Origin of the sequence: Hymenobacter sp. J193, from assembly GCF_024700075.1 — a bacterium.
In the GTDB taxonomy this organism is placed as follows: domain Bacteria; phylum Bacteroidota; class Bacteroidia; order Cytophagales; family Hymenobacteraceae; genus Hymenobacter.
Map to the genome: position 1 here is coordinate 1,909,960 of NZ_JAJONE010000001.1, position 14,251 is coordinate 1,924,210.

The following is a 14,251-nucleotide window of genomic DNA, read 5'->3' on the forward strand; positions in this document are numbered from 1 at the left end:
TCGTGCGGTTTTGGGTGCTATGTCGGAGCCAGCTGGCCCACAAAAAACCCTCCCACCTACCAATAGGTGAAAGGGCTTAATCAGGTTTGAAGGCCTTTAAGAACCTCGCAAAGCTTTTATTTCAACTCCTCAAACTCCACGTATTCGCCGCCCTTGAAGTTGCGCGGCTGGCGCTTGGGCTTGGGCGGCACGTAGTCGACGTGCACGTTGCCGGAGGTGGGCCGGGGCGGCGTGGGGGGCTGCTCGAAAGGGGCGGCACCGCCAAACTGCTGGCCAAAGTTCTTCATCTGTTTTTTGACGACGCGGCCCAGCACCCACCGCAGTACTACCGGTAGCACGAACCGCACAAGGAGGGCAATAATGAAGAGAGCAAGCAGGAATTTTGGCATCAGGCAAATACGCTAACCAACAAAGCTGGCGGGTTGAAAGTAAAAGTCGGCCGTGGCGGCGCTGTCGAGTTGCTCGGGCAGGCACGGCTCCAACTCCCAACGCGCCGACAGCACAAATGGTTTATAGCCCAGCCCGGCCAGCAAGGCTACCACCTGGCGGCGGTTTTCGAGGCCGTTCAGTTCGGTTTGAATAACGGGCTGGTGACGCCGCAGCATATGCTGCATGTGCCGGAAAACTTCGTACTCAAAACCTTCCACGTCGCACTTCACGAAGTCGAGGCGGGGCAGATCGGCCAGCAGTTCGTCGGGCACACGCATGGGCACTTCATAGGTGCGCACGTAGCGTTCCTGGGGGTTGCTGGCGGCTATTTTGGTCATGCCGTGGTGCAGCAGGCCGTCCCGCTCGGGCGTGCCCATCTGCACGGTGGTGTTTTCGCCGCCCAGCGCGTAGGGCAGCAGGGTGAGGTTGGCGTGTCCGCTCAGCCGCACGTTGTCGCGCCAGATTTCCTGAAAGGCGGGAATGGGCTCTACTGCCAGCACCCGGCCCGTAGGCCCGGTCAGCTTCGAGAGCATCACAGAGTAGTAGCCCAGATTGGCCCCGATGTCCAGGCACACGTCGCCGGGCTTTACCAGCTGCCGCAGAAAAAACAGCTCCGGGTATTTGGTCTTTCCCCAGCCCGCGCCTACCAGCCGCAAATACACGCGACTCACCAGCCGGATGTACCGCTCAAAGCCCAGGGTATTGACCAATAGTTTGCGCAATGCCTTCATGGGCAGCAAAGGTACACTACGGCATTGACCCAGCCCGAATGCGTTGCTCTCCCCACAGCATCAGTATTCCTATTCCTCCACTTAGCAGGCTTTGCCCGACTATGGTCGGCAGCGCGCTGGTTAGCCACTTTAGGGCAATGTTGCCGGATTCTGGATAAGCAGAAATCTGTAGCCACATCGATAACAGAGAATAGGCTAGTACTACTCCTGTATATACTGCGGCCCCGAAGAATATCTGAGGCCACCCAGCCCATACTAAGGGCTCATACTTTTGCACCTGCTTCAGCACAATCCACCAACCTACCAAGAGCAGAACAGTGCGCAGTATCCAGCCTAGTACGGCATAGATGCCCATACCAGCAGCGCCTACCATTCCTGCTCCCATCATCCCTAAGCTCAGGGTTTGACCCAATATCATGCTTAGGCCTAATACTCCCACTGCTATGCCTAACGCCCGGGGCCAGTCAGCATAAGCCCGTCGGGCGTACCAGACGGCATTCAGCCACAAAGCCAGCGGCAGACAAAATCCCAGAAAAGGATTAACAATAAGAAACGATATGGCGGCAGAGGAGTGGCCAAATACACGTTGCCACCACAGCCCCAGCAGCACGGCTACGCCGGTTAGTACCCAACTTACCCAGCGCAACCAGGTGTATTGGCTCCATCGGTATGCCAACACAATTACCACTATAGCCAAGCCAGCTAACCCATATAGCCCCGCCATGATTTCCAGCATGAGCATAGCTCCATCTAAGGCATCAGCGTGCGCCATGCCCGGCAATAATAGGAGCAAAGCGAACAGAAAACAGAGCCGACGGGTTTTCATAGGCTAAGCGGGTAGTACATGAGTAAGATCAGAAATTGTTATCCGCTACCGCTCGTGCCGGGGCTGCAGGGCTTTGGCCGTAGCGGCGGCTACCAGGCCACCTATGAGGTACCAGGCCACCGTCATAGCCTTGGTTTGAGGGGTTCGGTTGCTGGGTCCGTTGCCCAGGCCAAGCGGCCCGGGAAGCTTCACGCCACCTACCCCGGCCGCCAGGCCCAACGCGGCTCCACGCCACCAGGCCCCACGGCCACTGCCCACCAGGCTGTAGTATAGCCCATTGCTGAGGATGTCGCCGGCCAGGGTAAGGCCGTAGGCTGCTTTGGCATCAGGCTGTGGCGCCCCCGCCGACCGCAGCATTTTCCGAAGCCCCCGTTCTCCCAGAATGTCCATCCGTGGTGCGTCTTCGGGGCGCACCCGGCGCACCGTTTCATGAATCAGATTGAGTACAACGGCGCCGGTGAGGCCGCTGCCCAAAGCCCGCAGTACGGGCGACAATGATGAAGACTTTTGCATACGCGTAAAAATGAAGAGTTGAAAACGCTTGTTGCTCCCCGTCTCAGAACCGGAAAAAAATACGTGGCTGCTTGCGTGGTTTCGATGGGGGTGTTTATCTTTGCTGCCCCACAAAGCCAATCGGGCTTTGGGAAATGCCTGTTTAGCTCAGTTGGTAGAGCAGCTCATTCGTAATGAGCAGGTCGTTGGTTCGAGTCCAATAACAGGCTCACAAAAAAGCCCCCGCATCAACTTACTGATGCGGGGGCTTTTCAATTTATGCGGGTTGTCCCAGCATGTTTCTGGCTTAGCTGTCGAGGTTTACGTGGCCGATAGGACCCCGGTCCTGCCGACGTGAATCCTGATCCTGGTTATAGGAAGTTGACGAAGCGGAAGGCGACGAAGTCGTGCGCTTATCCCATTCTGAGGAGCGGTACGAGCTTTCTGCGCGCGGGATATTGCCCGAGCGGTAGTCGTTGCGACGAGCCTTGGCGCTGCTCCAGTCCGAGTCTTTTGATTTTGGCGTGGAGCGCGAAGCGAGGTAGCCCAGGCCGCCCAGCAGCAGAGCGCCACCTACCATTTTTTGCGTGGTCGTCAGCTTGTTGAACTGGTCAACGGCTTTCGTGCCCAGGTCTTTCACCGACTGGGGCAGTTGGTTTACGGTTTCACGCCAGTCGGTTTCGCTGATCCAGGACTGCACTCCCGACTTGCCTTGGGTGAAACGGTCTTCCACCGTGTCGCGCAGGGTGCTGATGCTGTCCGTCAGTGACGATTTGTTTTCCGAAGAAGAAGTATCCATGGCTGACGAGGGCGAATCACTGCTCAGCGTACGGCCGCTGGGCTGCTGCGACGTCGTGTTCTTAGCTGATACGGCCGACTGTGACGCTTGCTTATCTTTCTGAGGCTGGCTGGCAGCACCGGAAACCGACTCAGCATTCTGCTGCGAGAAGGAAGAATCAGAAGCAGACTGCGAAGCTTTATTAGAAACCGAATTACCCGACGAAGGCTGATTTTGCTTATTTTCCATGACTAGGGAGGGTGGTTAGATGGGAGAAAGAATATGCTGCTAGTGAGGCAGCTTCTGAGGTACTATTCGTAAAGCAGCCGCGCTAGGTTTCAAAAATATCCGGGTTTTATACACTCATACTCTGCTACTAAGGCCGCAAAGCTCCGGTAGCCGGTGCTGCTAGCAAGGAAATCCCCGGCTGCCCAATACCAGTTGCGCATAATGAAAATCCGGCTTCAATCCCCATCACCTCAGCCTCAGCCTCGCTTTCATGCAAAAAGCTGAAGCAACGCTGTGGCGGAAGCAAGCCCCGCGTCCACTAGGCCGGGCCGGCACCGCGGTGCATCGTAGCGGGGTCAGGAAGCGGCAGGCCGTTGGCGTAGAGGTGGGCTTCGTCGCGGCCAGCCTGGCGGGCTTCGGCCTCAAAGCAGTTGGCATAGTACCCCACGCGCATCGACTCCAGCAGGTACTTACGTAGGAAGCCGAAGTAGCCGTGTTCCCGATACTGTCGGATATGGCACATTTCGTGGGCCACCCAATACGGGTCACGCAGAAACTCGGCCCGCTTCACCCCGCTCAGATGGATGCTGTTACCCAGAACCATGGCTACGCTCGACGACTTGAGCACCATGCGGGCAATGCGGGCGAGGGGCGAGTTCTCGACGATGCGGGGCGGGTTCATAAGCAGCGGAAAAGCGGCCGGAATATACGGGTCGTACTCCTAGGCGGTTGCAAGGCCGGCCATGAATATTTACCTTTTTACCTGCACTTAATAAAGTATTTAAGGTGAATGCGGGCCGAAAATTTGGATGCCGACTTTTTTTGAGGTTAGCTTTACTCAACGGGCCAGGTAAAGTCTTCACCGATTTTCGCTGGTTTCGGATGTCTTCATCTTCTTTTCTGCGGCTGCCGCTCTGAGTATCGAGTAACACGAAGTACGCTAAGGTCCCTGGTTGGGGCCGACCCTTTAATTGATTCTGCCACCCTACGACGGACAATGAAAAACAGAATTCTGTATTGCCTCGCCGCTGCCTCTCTGGCTCTATCTTTCTTCTTCGAGCAAGCTCCTGCTCCTTTGGTTTCCGGTGCTCCCATAGCCGCCGAAGCCTCCCTCCTCCCCGATTTCCTTTCGAGTGACCCCGAAGGCAGCGCCAACGACCGCGCCTCCTACCGCGACTCGCTTCAGTACAGCCAGTATGCTCATGCGCTGGGCGTGAAGCTGGAATACACCGAAGACAAAGACCTGCTCCGCACCGTCACCGACTGGCTTGGTACTCCCTACCGCTTCGGCAGCAACACCAAGCGCGGCACCGACTGCTCGGGCTTCGTTACCCGCGTATTCAAAGAGGTGTACGGCATCACGCTGCAGCGCAGTTCCCGCTCCATGTTCGAGAAGGTGCAGCGCGTAGCCAAGGACGAAATGCAGACCGGCGACCTGGTATTCTTTCGTCGTGGTCCGGGCCAGCCCATTTACCACGTAGGTATTTACCTCACCAGCGGCAAGTTTGCCCACTCAGCCACCAACGGCGGCGTGATGGTAAGCTCCCTGAACCAGGCCTACTACCACCGCAATTTTTACGCGGCCGGCCGCGTGGCCCGCAACTAAGTACCGCAGTCTTTTTAGCAGAACAGCCCCGGTCGTTTTCACGGCCGGGGCTGTTGCGTTTCAGGCAGCCAACTATTTTCGCGCTCCGTAGTATAGTAGCTCGGGCCACCCTACGCCCCGTACTTTGTCTCCCCTTACTTTCCTCCTAACTATGGCAAATCAAGCTCCCAGCGGCGACCAGATCAGTTCCTCGCCCTTTTTCAAGCGCGCCCTGCACTCAGCCGAAGAGTACGTGCGCAAGCCTCTGCGTATAAAGCAGCTGCTGAATGATGCTTACCAGAAAGCCAGCGAAAAGAAAGACGTGGGCACCATGGCCCACGAGGCCTGGGAAAGTATGCAGCGGCTGTTCCGCCTGATTAAGGCATCGGTGTCGGGCGAGTACACGGGCCTGCCCACTCCTACTATTGTAGCGGCGGTAGCAGTGGTGCTGTACTTCCTGAGCCCCATCGACCTGATTCCGGACTTTATACCGGTGCTGGGTTTGCTTGATGACGTAGCGCTGGTAGCCTGGTTCTCCTCTACCCTGGCCGATGAGATGGACAAGTTTGAGGCCTGGGAAAGCAGCCGCGCTGTAGTAGTCGATAGCCAGCTCAGCGCCACCGGGCACACGGCCAAGCAGCAGGCTGAATCTACGGCCGCTACATTTGAGCCCGCCGAGGAGTCGGCCAAAAAAGCCGGCATTACCGATCTGCCTTCTTCGCCCCCGGTGCCCAGCGCCGAGTCGTCCACGCTCCACCCCGACGTAGCCGCCAACACCACCGACGGAACGCGCGTACCCAGTCACGACTCGCAGACGCCCTCGGGCGATACGGGCGGCAACATCCGCTAATTCAGACACGTCATGTCAAGCAAAAAGGCCCGAACCAAATTGGTTCGGGCCTTTTTGTTTGGGCTTGCTTAGGCAGCTACCTGCGCCTGGGGCGTGTGCGAAGCCACGTAGTCCACAAAGTCGCCCACGGTGCTCAGGGGCACCTCATCGGGGATGGTAATGTGGAAGCTACGCTCCAGCTCCAGAATGATGTCTACTACATCCACGGTATCGAAGCCCAGCTCGCGGCTCAGATTACTGGAAATACGCAGACGCGACTGGCGAATGTGCTTGCGCTTGCTGATGATACGCAACACTTGCTGCGTGATGGCCGGTTGGGCCAGAGTCGTCGAGGCAATCATGGGGGAAACGACGTTCAGGTAAGGAGAAAAGATCAGTATTCAGCAAAAACGGGCGGGTTGGCCGCCTGCACTTCCTCGGCACCGACCGCCGAAGCCGCCGGGCCGTCTGTGGGATGACCGGATATTTTTCCTTTCAGCGTTTCGCTGAGCAGATACATAACCGGGACTACAACTAGGGTAATCAAGGTTGCAAACACCAGCCCGAAAATAATGGTCCAGGCCAGGGGACCCCAGAACGTTACCGACTCACCACCGATAAAGAAGTTGGGCTCGAAAGCGGCGAACATCTCATAGAAGTCCACGTTCAGGCCAATGGCCAGGGGAATAAGGCCCAGCGTGGCGGCTGTAGCCGTCAGGATTACCGGGTTCAGGCGGGTACGGCCGGCCAGCACAATGGCCTCCCGCAGGGGCATACCCTGGGAGCGGAGGATATCGGTGAATTCGACCAGCAGGATGCCGTTCTTCACCACGATACCGGCCAGGGCAATGATACCCACGCCCGTCATCACGATGCTGATATTCATGCCCGTAATGGCCAGACCCCAGAACACGCCAGCCACGGAAAACAGCACTTCGGAGAGAATGATGACCGGCTTGCTGAACGAGTTGAACTGCACCACCAGAATCAGGAAGATGAGGGCCAGGGCACCGATACCAGCCAGGGGCAGGAAGTCGGAGGTTTCCTTCTGGTCTTCCTGCGCACCACCCATCTTAATGGTGTAGCCAGCAGGCGTCGGGTAAGCTTTCAGGGCCGTTTCGATGTTGCGCACCACGTCGGGGCCAGTGAAGCCACTCAGCACGTTCGAGGAAATGGTGATGACGCGCTTCACGTCCTTGCGCTTGATGCCGCCGTAGGTCGTGCTGTATTTCACGTCAGCCACGGAACTGATGGGCACCTGGCGCATCTGGCCGGTGGCGTCCCGGAAAGTCAGCGGCGAGTTCAGAATGGCATTTACGTCTTCGCGGTAGGGCTTGGCGTAGCGCACCTGAATGGGGTACTCGTCGTCGGAGGTCTTGAATTTGCTGGCCTCGTAGCCGTAGATGGCCGTGCGCACCTCCATACCAATCTGCGCCGTGCTGATGCCCTCGCGGTTGGCGCGGGTGCGGTCGATGTTCACGGCAATTTCCGGGTTGCGGTCCTCCAGGTTGGAGCGCAGCTGCTCGATACCGCCGATGTTCTTGGAGTTGACGTAGCGGATGATGTCCTTCGACAGCGCAGCCAGTTTCGGGTAGTCGTCGCCGGCTACCTCAATGGCAATTTCCTTGCCCGTGGGCGGGCCGCTCGACTCCTGGTCCACTGAGATTTCAGTGCCGGGAATTCCCTTCACTGCCTCGCGGATCTTGTCCATGTAGGTGCGGGTTTCGGGGCCGGTCCGCTCGCTCATTTCCTTGAAGGCCACGGCCACCTTAGCCAGGTGCGACTGCGACACGCCCGAAGCCGTAGCCTCGCCCGGGTCGCCGGCCCCAATGGCCACGTTGGTGATGACCGATTCCACGTCCGGGTTTTTCTGGCCGATGACGCTGTAGATGCGGCGCTCCAAGATGCGGGCCACCGAGTCGGTAACCTCTACGCGGGTGCCTACGGGCATCTTCAGGTAGGTGTACACGAACTTCGGGTCGCCTTTCGGGAAGAAGTCCACCTTGGGGCTGCGCATGCCCACCGCTACAAACGAAGCGAAGAACACGAGTACTACCCCAACCATAACGATAACCGGGTGGCCGATGGCCCAGCGCACCAGGCTGGCGTAGCCATCCATAAAGCGCGGCAGCGCCTTGGTCTGGAACCAGGCAATGCCCTTGTTGAACACGAACATGTTCAGCCAGATCAGAGCCGCCACAGTCAGCAGCAGGTTGCCGATGAAGTGACCGTGCTCCTTGAAGAAGCCGGGCGTTTCGGTGCCGGCTGCCAGGGCCGCGGCGCCTTCGGCCGCGCTGGTGTGGCCACCAATGCCCACCAGATTAAACAACACACCAAGTCCAACCAGGGCGGCCGTCCATATCAGCAGGTTGCGCGTCACGCGGGGCTTGCTGTGCTCGGCATGGTGGTCTTCGCGCTCCATGAACGACACGGCAAACACCGGGTTCATGATGAAGGCCACGACGAGCGAGGACATCAGCGTGAGAATCAGCGTGACGGGCAGGTAGAACATAAAGCTACCCACAATGCCGGGCCAGAACATCAGCGGCACGAAGGGTGCTACCGTGGTCAGCGTACCGGCCAGTACCGGCACGAATACCTCACCAGCAGCATACTTGGCGGCCTGGGCCGTCGTCAGCTTGGGGTGCTCGTGCAGTAGGCGGTGGGTGTTTTCAATCACTACGATGGCGTCGTCTACCACAATACCCAGCGCCAGCAGGAAGGCGAAGAGCACAATCATGTTCAGCGCAAAGCCAAACATGGGCAGCATCACGAAAGCCAGGAACATCGAAATCGGCACCGAAAGACCCACGAACAGCGCATTGGTGGTGCCCATGAAGAACATCAGAATCACCGTTACCAGGATAAAGCCGATGACGATGGTGTTGATCAGGTCGTGGAGCGTTACGCGGGTGTCGTTCGAGGTGTCGCCGGTGATGGTAATGCGCAGGTCGCTCGACAGGCTCTTCTTCGAGTCGTCCACCAGGGTCTTGATCTTGTCGGAGGCGTCGATGAGGTTTTCCCCCTGACGCTTAATCACGTTCAGCGTAATCGAGGGCTTGCCATCGAGGCGGGCGTACGATTCGCGGTCCTTGAAGGCGTCCTCCACGGTAGCAATGTCGCCGAGGCGCACAGCTGAGCCGCTTAGGTTTTTGATCTGGATGTTGGCAATGTCGGCAGCGTTGACGTACTGACCGGCCACGCGCACGGCGCGCTTCTGGTCGCCCACATCCACCGAGCCGCCCGAGATGGTAATGTTCTCCCGGGCAATGGCCCCTTCTATGTCGGTGAAGCCCAGACGGGCAGCGCGGAGCTTGTAGAGGTCTACGTCCACGTTCACCTGCTGCTCCAGCGCCCCGATGATGTCGACGCGGGTAATTTCGGGCAGGGCTTCAATCTTGTCCTGGAAGTCGTCGGCCAGCTTCTTGAGCTGGGCCGCCGGCAGGTTGCCGGCCAGGTTGATCTGCATGATGGGCAGCTCCGAGAGGTTTACTTCCTGCACGGTGGGCGGAGTGGGCAGGTCGTTGGGCAGCTCGTTGCTAGCCTTGTCCACGGCGTCCTTGATGAGCTGCTTGGCGTACTGCACGTCCACGCCGGAGTTGAACTCCACGTCCACGATGCAATAGTCCTGATTGGAGGTGGAGTTGATTTTCTTCACCCCGTTCACCGACTTGATTTCTTTCTCAAGCTGGCGCGTTACCAGGTTCTCGATGTCGGTGGGCGAGGTGCCGGGGTACACCGTGGCCACGATGATGCGCGGAATCACGATGTCCGGGAATTTCTCCTTGCCCAGCTTGATGTAAGCGAATATACCCATCACGCACAGAATCAGCGTGATGATATAAATACTGGTCTTGTTGTTGATGGACCAACTGGTGGGTCCAAACTCTTTTTCGATATCCTGCATGGCTGTGAGAAGCTAGGATGTGAGAAGAATCAGGCAGCGCCAGCTGAGGCCGCAGCGGCTTCAGCTGGCGCTGGTCCCGGCTTATCCGGCCGAGCCGGCAGGAGCCACCGGCTGACCTTCATTAAGATTTTGATAACCAGCGGAAATCACCTGGTCATTGGCACTCAGGCCGCCGGTAATTTCCGTACGGCCGTTGTAGGTGGCGCCGGTTTGCACCACACGCTTGGCGGCCACTTTCTTGCCGCCTTTATCGGCTACCACAAACACGTAGCTGTTCTCCTCGTCGCGCTGCACCAGATCAACCGGCAACACCGTGGTGCTGTTCTTATTGTAGTTCTGGATGCGCACGGTGGCTACCATGTTGGGCCGCAGCTGCTGGGCTACCGGGCCATTCACCCGCAGCTCAATAGTGAAGGTGCGGCTGGCCGGGTTGATGATGCGGCTCACGGTGCGCACGGTAGACGGAATATCCGTAGCTCCCAGGTCAGAAAGGGTCACCAGGGCTTTGTCGCCGGCTTTGATCTTGTTGGCGTAGTTTTCCGATACGTCGGCAATAAGCTTGCCGCCGCCGCCGCTGAGCAGGCGCACCACCGGCACGCCGGGGTTGCCCATCTCCCCTACTTTGGCCGGAACTTCATCCACGGTGCCGCCGAATGGGGCTACCACGTTGTACATAGCCCGCTGCTGCTGCTGCGTGGCTAAGCTACGACGCAGAGCGTCGTAGTTGTTTTTGGCCTGCAGGTACTGTATTTCGGTGCCGATCTGCTGTTTCCAGAGGCGGTCCTGCTTTTCAAACACCGTTTTGGCCAGTTCCAGGCGGGTGCGCAGCTCGGCAATGCCCGATTCGAGCACGGCCGCGTCCTGGGTGGCAATAACCTGACCCTTGCTTACCCGGTCGCCGCGCTGCACGCGGATGCTGGTGAGCACGCCCGGCACGCGGGGCGACACGTTGGCGTTTTCGTCGAAGTCGGCGCGGCCCTGCACTTCCACGTAGCTGGTGAAGCTTTCGGGCTGCACGCTAATCACCGACACGGGCGTGGCGGCCAGGGTAGCGCCTTCTGCCGGACCGGCTTTGGCTTCCAGCTCGGCAATTTTGGCGGCGTTGGCGGCCTGTTCTTTTTGAGCTTTTCCAGCTCGGCTTTGGGGTCCTTTTCCCCGCCGCAGCTGGTCAGCTGCAAGCTACCTACAGCCAGCAGGCCGAAAGTGAAGAGACGAAGGGACGTGGAAGGAGTATACATGACGACAGTCGGGAGTTGCGAAAGAAAGAGTTGGAAAGAGGCGCCTTAGTTGCGGGTGCGGCTGTACAGCTCGCCGGTAGCTTTGTCGCGGTCCACTTTGGCTACCAGCACATCGTAAATGGCGGCGTAGTAGTTGGTCTGGGCCTCACGCAGCGAGGTTTCAGCCGTCACCACTTCCAGGTTCGAGCCTACGCCTTCCTGAAACTTGATGCGCGAGACGCGGGCCACGTCGGCAGCCAGGTCCAGGTTGGCGCGCTGGTTGTCCAGCACGTCCAGGGCATTGATGAGGGTGGTGCGGCTCTGCGCGTCCTGCAGGTCTATGCTCTGGCGCAGGGTTTCAAAGCCTTTCTCAATGCTCTGCTGCTGAATGCGGGCCTGCTGCACCTGGTACTTGCGGCGGAAGCCATCAAACACGGGAACCTGCAAGCTCAGCCCCACATTGCCGAAGCCAAACCAGTTCTGGTTGGGGAAGCCATTGGCAGACCGGGAATCGGGTCCACGGAAAGCAAACAGGTCGCCGGGGTTCTTGGCCGAGCCCGAAAAACCGTAGGCGGCCGTAGCCAGCAAGCGCGGGTAAGCGCCGGCGCGGCGGTTGGCCAGGTCCAGTCCAGCCAGAGCCTGCTGGGTTTCCAGGGTGCTGAACTCAATCCGGTTGTTATAGTTAAAGGCGGCGGCCAGTTGGCCGGTGCGGGCCCCGCTGAGGGCCGTTTGCTGGTCCTGCTGCCGCTGGGCATCGGTGGTGCCGGTTGGCGCCGTGCCGGTGGGCACGCCGCCCAGGCCCGTTACCCCGCCACCCGTGGCCGTATTGGCCACCCCGAGGCGCTGCCGCAATTCACCGGCGTCCACCACGGCGGCGCCCAGCGAGTCGGTGAGCTGCACACCCTGGTTTTGGGGTAGTCCCATCTGAAACTTCAGCAGCGCCACGCTCAGCTCGGTGAGGCGCTGGGCTTTCTGCTGCTCTACCAGCAGGTTGTTGCGCTGCACCTGCAGGCGCTGCACGTCCAGCTTCTCGGCAAAACCGGCTTTAAAGGTTTCATTGGTCTGGTACAGCACCGTATCGAGGCGCTGCACGTTGCGGGCCAGCAGGCCAAGCCGCGCGCGGGCTACCAACGTGCTGTAGTAGGCCTTGCTGACCTGCTCTACCACGTCGATTTCTGCTTGCTGGGTTTGCTTTTGGGCCAGCTGCTCGTATACTTTGGCGGCTTTCAGACCAATCAGGTAAGAGCCGTCGAACAGCAGCTGCGACACCGAAGCGCTGGTGTTACCGGCCCATTGCAAGCCAAAGGCAAACGCCTGCGGCGGAACTGGCTCCGAAGGCAGCGCCACGGTGCCCAGGTTTACCGTCTGGCCGTTTTCTGCGGCCGCAATATCCTTGGCCGTGAGCGTAGTAGCGCTGCCGCCACCCCCCCAGTGCCCCAAAGTCAACCAGGCTTTTCTGCAGCTTGAAGTTGTCGGCCACGTTGGCAGCCACGTTCACCTGCGGCAAACCGGCCGACTTGATTTCGCCTACCTTGGCCCGGGCAGTCTGCTCGTTTAGGCGCGTGGCCAGCAACGAGGATTTGTTTTTGATGGCGTAGTCGATGGCCTGCTGTAGGCTCAGGTCCAGCGGCCTGTCGGAAACGGCGGTGGGGGCTTGCGCCAGCAGCTTGTGCAGACTCAGAAAGCCCAGTACCGCAAGTAGCAGCGCGGCACGCAAAGCGTTTTTCATAGTGTGATTGGTAAGAAAAGAGCGCGGAAAACGTTATTCAGTTTCCGTCACCTGACGGTATTCATTGATGACTTTGTGGCCTTTGAGCGTGGAAATACCCGTGAGAAAGTGCTCTACTATCACGGAGTTCACGCGCTGGATGTCGAATTGCCGGGTTGGAAACACGGCGTTGTTGAACATCAGCTCGATTTCGGCCAGGTGCAGGCGCGACAGCACTTCCACGTCCAGATCGGGGCGGTACAGGCCCTCTTCCATGCCGCGGCGAATGTTGGCGGCTACTTTGGCCAGGATGAAGGTGTTTTTGTGCTCATCGAACAGGGCCCAGGCCTGGGGGTAGTATTTCTGCAGATCATGAAAAATGCTGGGGTGAATGTTGGTGAGCATGTCCCGGTGCCACTGGATCAGGCTGAACATGGCTTCCAGCGCGTTCGAGCCCTGGGCAAAAGCCGTTTCGCAGTCATCCTCCTCGCGGTTGAGGCGCTGCTGCATCACGGCCAGCACAATCTGGTCCTTGTTTTCAAACCACTTGTAGAGGGTTTTCTTCGACATGCCCAGGGTAGTAGCTATGTCGTCCATCGACACGCTGCGGATGCCTTTCCGCATAAACAGCTCCACCGCCCCGACGATAATCCGGTCCTTGATTTCCATTGCGGCTCAAAGGTACTGCGGAAACTTCAAATGAATCCAAAGTTTCCATAACATTTTTTCTATTTTATTTTCTCCGGCCGGTGTCTGATCCGGGAAAGTGGTAGTTCGTTGGGGCCCGGACCGGCTGAGTTTTTTCAGCTGCGAAAGCTGCCCTGGTACTACAGACGGACAGGCCGTAGGTTTACTTTACCGGCCCTATATATTTTTTTACGGGGCCGTTCCGGGCGGCCAGCCTGGTCGCCCGGCCGCGAAAAAGCGCCAGCCGTTGTACCTTGGCAGCCTACATTCTTGCCTTGCTTTCTATGAAAATCCGCACCGGCTTCGGCTACGACGTGCATCAGCTGCGCGAAGGCCTGCCCTTCTGGCTCGGCGGCATCCAGGTACCGCACACCCACGGCGCCCTCGGCCACTCCGATGCCGACGTGCTCATCCACGTTATCTGCGACGCGCTGCTGGGCGCGGCCAACCTGCGCGACATCGGCTTCCACTTCCCTGATACCGACCCACAGTACAAGGGCATCGACTCCAAGCGGCTGCTGGCCGAAGTGATGCGCCTGCTGCGCGAGCGGGGCTACACCATCAGCAACATCGACTCCACCATCTGCCTGGAAGCGCCCAAGGTCAACCCGCACATTCCCGAAATGCAACGCGTGCTGGCCGAGGTTATGGGCATCGAAGCCGATGACATCAGCATCAAAGCCACGACCACTGAAAAGCTGGGCTTCGTAGGCCGCCGCGAAGGCGTAGCCGCCTACGCCTCGGTGCTCATTGTGCAGGGTTGAATGGTTGAACGGCTAAATGACTGAGTTTGTCATGGCGAGCATTTAGCGCCTCAAACCATCCAGCCAGAAA

At 58.7% G+C, this 14,251-nt stretch carries 14 protein-coding genes, 1 tRNA gene and 1 pseudogene; 4 read left to right on the forward strand and 12 right to left on the reverse strand.

The annotated features are described in order from the left end of the window. Positions 1-116: 116 nt before the first annotated feature. The 4 genes from LRS06_RS08265 to LRS06_RS08280 are packed head-to-tail and all read right to left on the reverse strand — an operon-like array spanning position 117 to position 2,499. The gene (locus tag LRS06_RS08265) at positions 117-389 is read right to left on the reverse strand and encodes a DUF4834 family protein (RefSeq protein ID WP_257871055.1); all 273 of its coding nucleotides are present in this window, start codon (positions 387-389) and stop codon (positions 117-119) included. 12 nt (positions 390-401) lie between these two features. Further along, positions 402-1,160 carry an FkbM family methyltransferase gene (locus LRS06_RS08270; protein ID WP_257871056.1) on the reverse strand — a complete coding sequence of 253 codons (759 nt, stop codon included), beginning with the start codon at positions 1,158-1,160 and terminating at the stop codon, positions 402-404. 16 nt (positions 1,161-1,176) lie between these two features. Next, on the reverse strand, positions 1,177-1,986 hold the full coding sequence (locus LRS06_RS08275; RefSeq protein WP_257871057.1) for a hypothetical protein: 810 nt from the start codon (positions 1,984-1,986) through the stop codon (positions 1,177-1,179). Between the two features lie 45 nt (positions 1,987-2,031). Further along, the gene (locus LRS06_RS08280) at positions 2,032-2,499 is read right to left on the reverse strand and encodes a hypothetical protein (RefSeq protein WP_257871058.1); all 468 of its coding nucleotides are present in this window, start codon (positions 2,497-2,499) and stop codon (positions 2,032-2,034) included. A gap of 136 nt (positions 2,500-2,635) precedes the next feature. Here LRS06_RS08280 and LRS06_RS08285 point away from each other — a divergent pair. Beyond that, positions 2,636-2,708, forward strand: a tRNA-Thr gene (locus LRS06_RS08285). Positions 2,709-2,785: 77 nt separating this feature from the next. Here the strand turns inward: LRS06_RS08285 and LRS06_RS08290 are convergent. Continuing rightward, complete coding sequence (locus tag LRS06_RS08290) at positions 2,786-3,277, reverse strand: hypothetical protein (protein WP_257871059.1); 492 nt, start codon at positions 3,275-3,277, stop codon at positions 2,786-2,788. Positions 3,278-3,803: 526 nt separating this feature from the next. Continuing rightward, a complete protein-coding gene (locus LRS06_RS08295) occupies positions 3,804-4,166 on the reverse strand; it encodes a hypothetical protein (protein ID WP_257871060.1) in 363 nt (120 codons plus the stop codon). Positions 4,167-4,481: 315 nt separating this feature from the next. On the opposite strand from LRS06_RS08295, the gene LRS06_RS08300 reads away from it, so the two are divergent. Then, positions 4,482-5,090, forward strand: a complete 609-nt coding sequence (locus tag LRS06_RS08300; RefSeq protein ID WP_257871061.1) for a C40 family peptidase — start codon at positions 4,482-4,484, stop codon at positions 5,088-5,090. A gap of 334 nt (positions 5,091-5,424) precedes the next feature. Next, positions 5,425-5,595 (forward strand): annotated as a pseudogene (locus LRS06_RS08305) (YkvA family protein); the annotation flags it as partial. A gap of 392 nt (positions 5,596-5,987) precedes the next feature. On the opposite strand, the gene LRS06_RS08310 reads toward LRS06_RS08305, so the two are convergent. The 6 genes from LRS06_RS08310 to LRS06_RS08335 form a co-directional block, all read right to left on the reverse strand. Continuing rightward, positions 5,988-6,260 carry an acyl carrier protein gene (locus LRS06_RS08310; RefSeq protein WP_196954261.1) on the reverse strand — a complete coding sequence of 91 codons (273 nt, stop codon included), beginning with the start codon at positions 6,258-6,260 and terminating at the stop codon, positions 5,988-5,990. Positions 6,261-6,292: 32 nt separating this feature from the next. Beyond that, positions 6,293-9,805, reverse strand: coding sequence for an efflux RND transporter permease subunit (locus LRS06_RS08315; protein ID WP_257871062.1), 3,513 nt, complete (start codon positions 9,803-9,805; stop codon positions 6,293-6,295). 81 nt (positions 9,806-9,886) lie between these two features. Continuing rightward, the gene (locus tag LRS06_RS08320) at positions 9,887-10,837 is read right to left on the reverse strand and encodes an efflux RND transporter periplasmic adaptor subunit (RefSeq protein WP_257871063.1); all 951 of its coding nucleotides are present in this window, start codon (positions 10,835-10,837) and stop codon (positions 9,887-9,889) included. A gap of 251 nt (positions 10,838-11,088) precedes the next feature. After that, a complete protein-coding gene (locus tag LRS06_RS08325) occupies positions 11,089-12,369 on the reverse strand; it encodes a TolC family protein (RefSeq protein WP_257871064.1) in 1,281 nt (426 codons plus the stop codon). Next, positions 12,305-12,751: a hypothetical protein gene (locus tag LRS06_RS08330; protein WP_257871065.1), complete on the reverse strand. Its 447-nt coding sequence runs from the start codon at positions 12,749-12,751 to the stop codon at positions 12,305-12,307. The genes LRS06_RS08325 and LRS06_RS08330 overlap by 65 nt, the downstream gene beginning before the upstream one ends. A gap of 33 nt (positions 12,752-12,784) precedes the next feature. Then, positions 12,785-13,399 carry a TetR/AcrR family transcriptional regulator gene (locus tag LRS06_RS08335; protein ID WP_257871066.1) on the reverse strand — a complete coding sequence of 205 codons (615 nt, stop codon included), beginning with the start codon at positions 13,397-13,399 and terminating at the stop codon, positions 12,785-12,787. A gap of 302 nt (positions 13,400-13,701) precedes the next feature. Here LRS06_RS08335 and ispF point away from each other — a divergent pair, with 302 nt between their 5' ends. Continuing rightward, positions 13,702-14,181: a 2-C-methyl-D-erythritol 2,4-cyclodiphosphate synthase gene (gene ispF, locus LRS06_RS08340; protein ID WP_257871067.1), complete on the forward strand. Its 480-nt coding sequence runs from the start codon at positions 13,702-13,704 to the stop codon at positions 14,179-14,181. The last annotated feature ends 70 nt before the right edge of the window (positions 14,182-14,251 follow it).

Bases quoted from the DNA above. Each gene is read 5' to 3' on its own strand.
- LRS06_RS08265 (WP_257871055.1), bottom strand. From the start codon at position 389: ATGCCAAAATTCCTGCTTGCTCTCTTCATTATTGCCCTCCTTGTGCGG.
- LRS06_RS08270 (WP_257871056.1), bottom strand. From the start codon at position 1,160: ATGAAGGCATTGCGCAAACTATTGGTCAATACCCTGGGCTTTGAGCGG.
- LRS06_RS08275 (WP_257871057.1), bottom strand. From the start codon at position 1,986: ATGAAAACCCGTCGGCTCTGTTTTCTGTTCGCTTTGCTCCTATTATTG.
- LRS06_RS08280 (WP_257871058.1), bottom strand. From the start codon at position 2,499: ATGCAAAAGTCTTCATCATTGTCGCCCGTACTGCGGGCTTTGGGCAGC.
- LRS06_RS08290 (WP_257871059.1), bottom strand. From the start codon at position 3,277: ATGGATACTTCTTCTTCGGAAAACAAATCGTCACTGACGGACAGCATC.
- LRS06_RS08295 (WP_257871060.1), bottom strand. From the start codon at position 4,166: ATGAACCCGCCCCGCATCGTCGAGAACTCGCCCCTCGCCCGCATTGCC.
- LRS06_RS08300 (WP_257871061.1), top strand. From the start codon at position 4,482: ATGAAAAACAGAATTCTGTATTGCCTCGCCGCTGCCTCTCTGGCTCTA.
- LRS06_RS08310 (WP_196954261.1), bottom strand. From the start codon at position 6,260: ATGATTGCCTCGACGACTCTGGCCCAACCGGCCATCACGCAGCAAGTG.
- LRS06_RS08315 (WP_257871062.1), bottom strand. From the start codon at position 9,805: ATGCAGGATATCGAAAAAGAGTTTGGACCCACCAGTTGGTCCATCAAC.
- LRS06_RS08330 (WP_257871065.1), bottom strand. From the start codon at position 12,751: ATGAAAAACGCTTTGCGTGCCGCGCTGCTACTTGCGGTACTGGGCTTT.
- LRS06_RS08335 (WP_257871066.1), bottom strand. From the start codon at position 13,399: ATGGAAATCAAGGACCGGATTATCGTCGGGGCGGTGGAGCTGTTTATG.
- ispF (WP_257871067.1), top strand. From the start codon at position 13,702: ATGAAAATCCGCACCGGCTTCGGCTACGACGTGCATCAGCTGCGCGAA.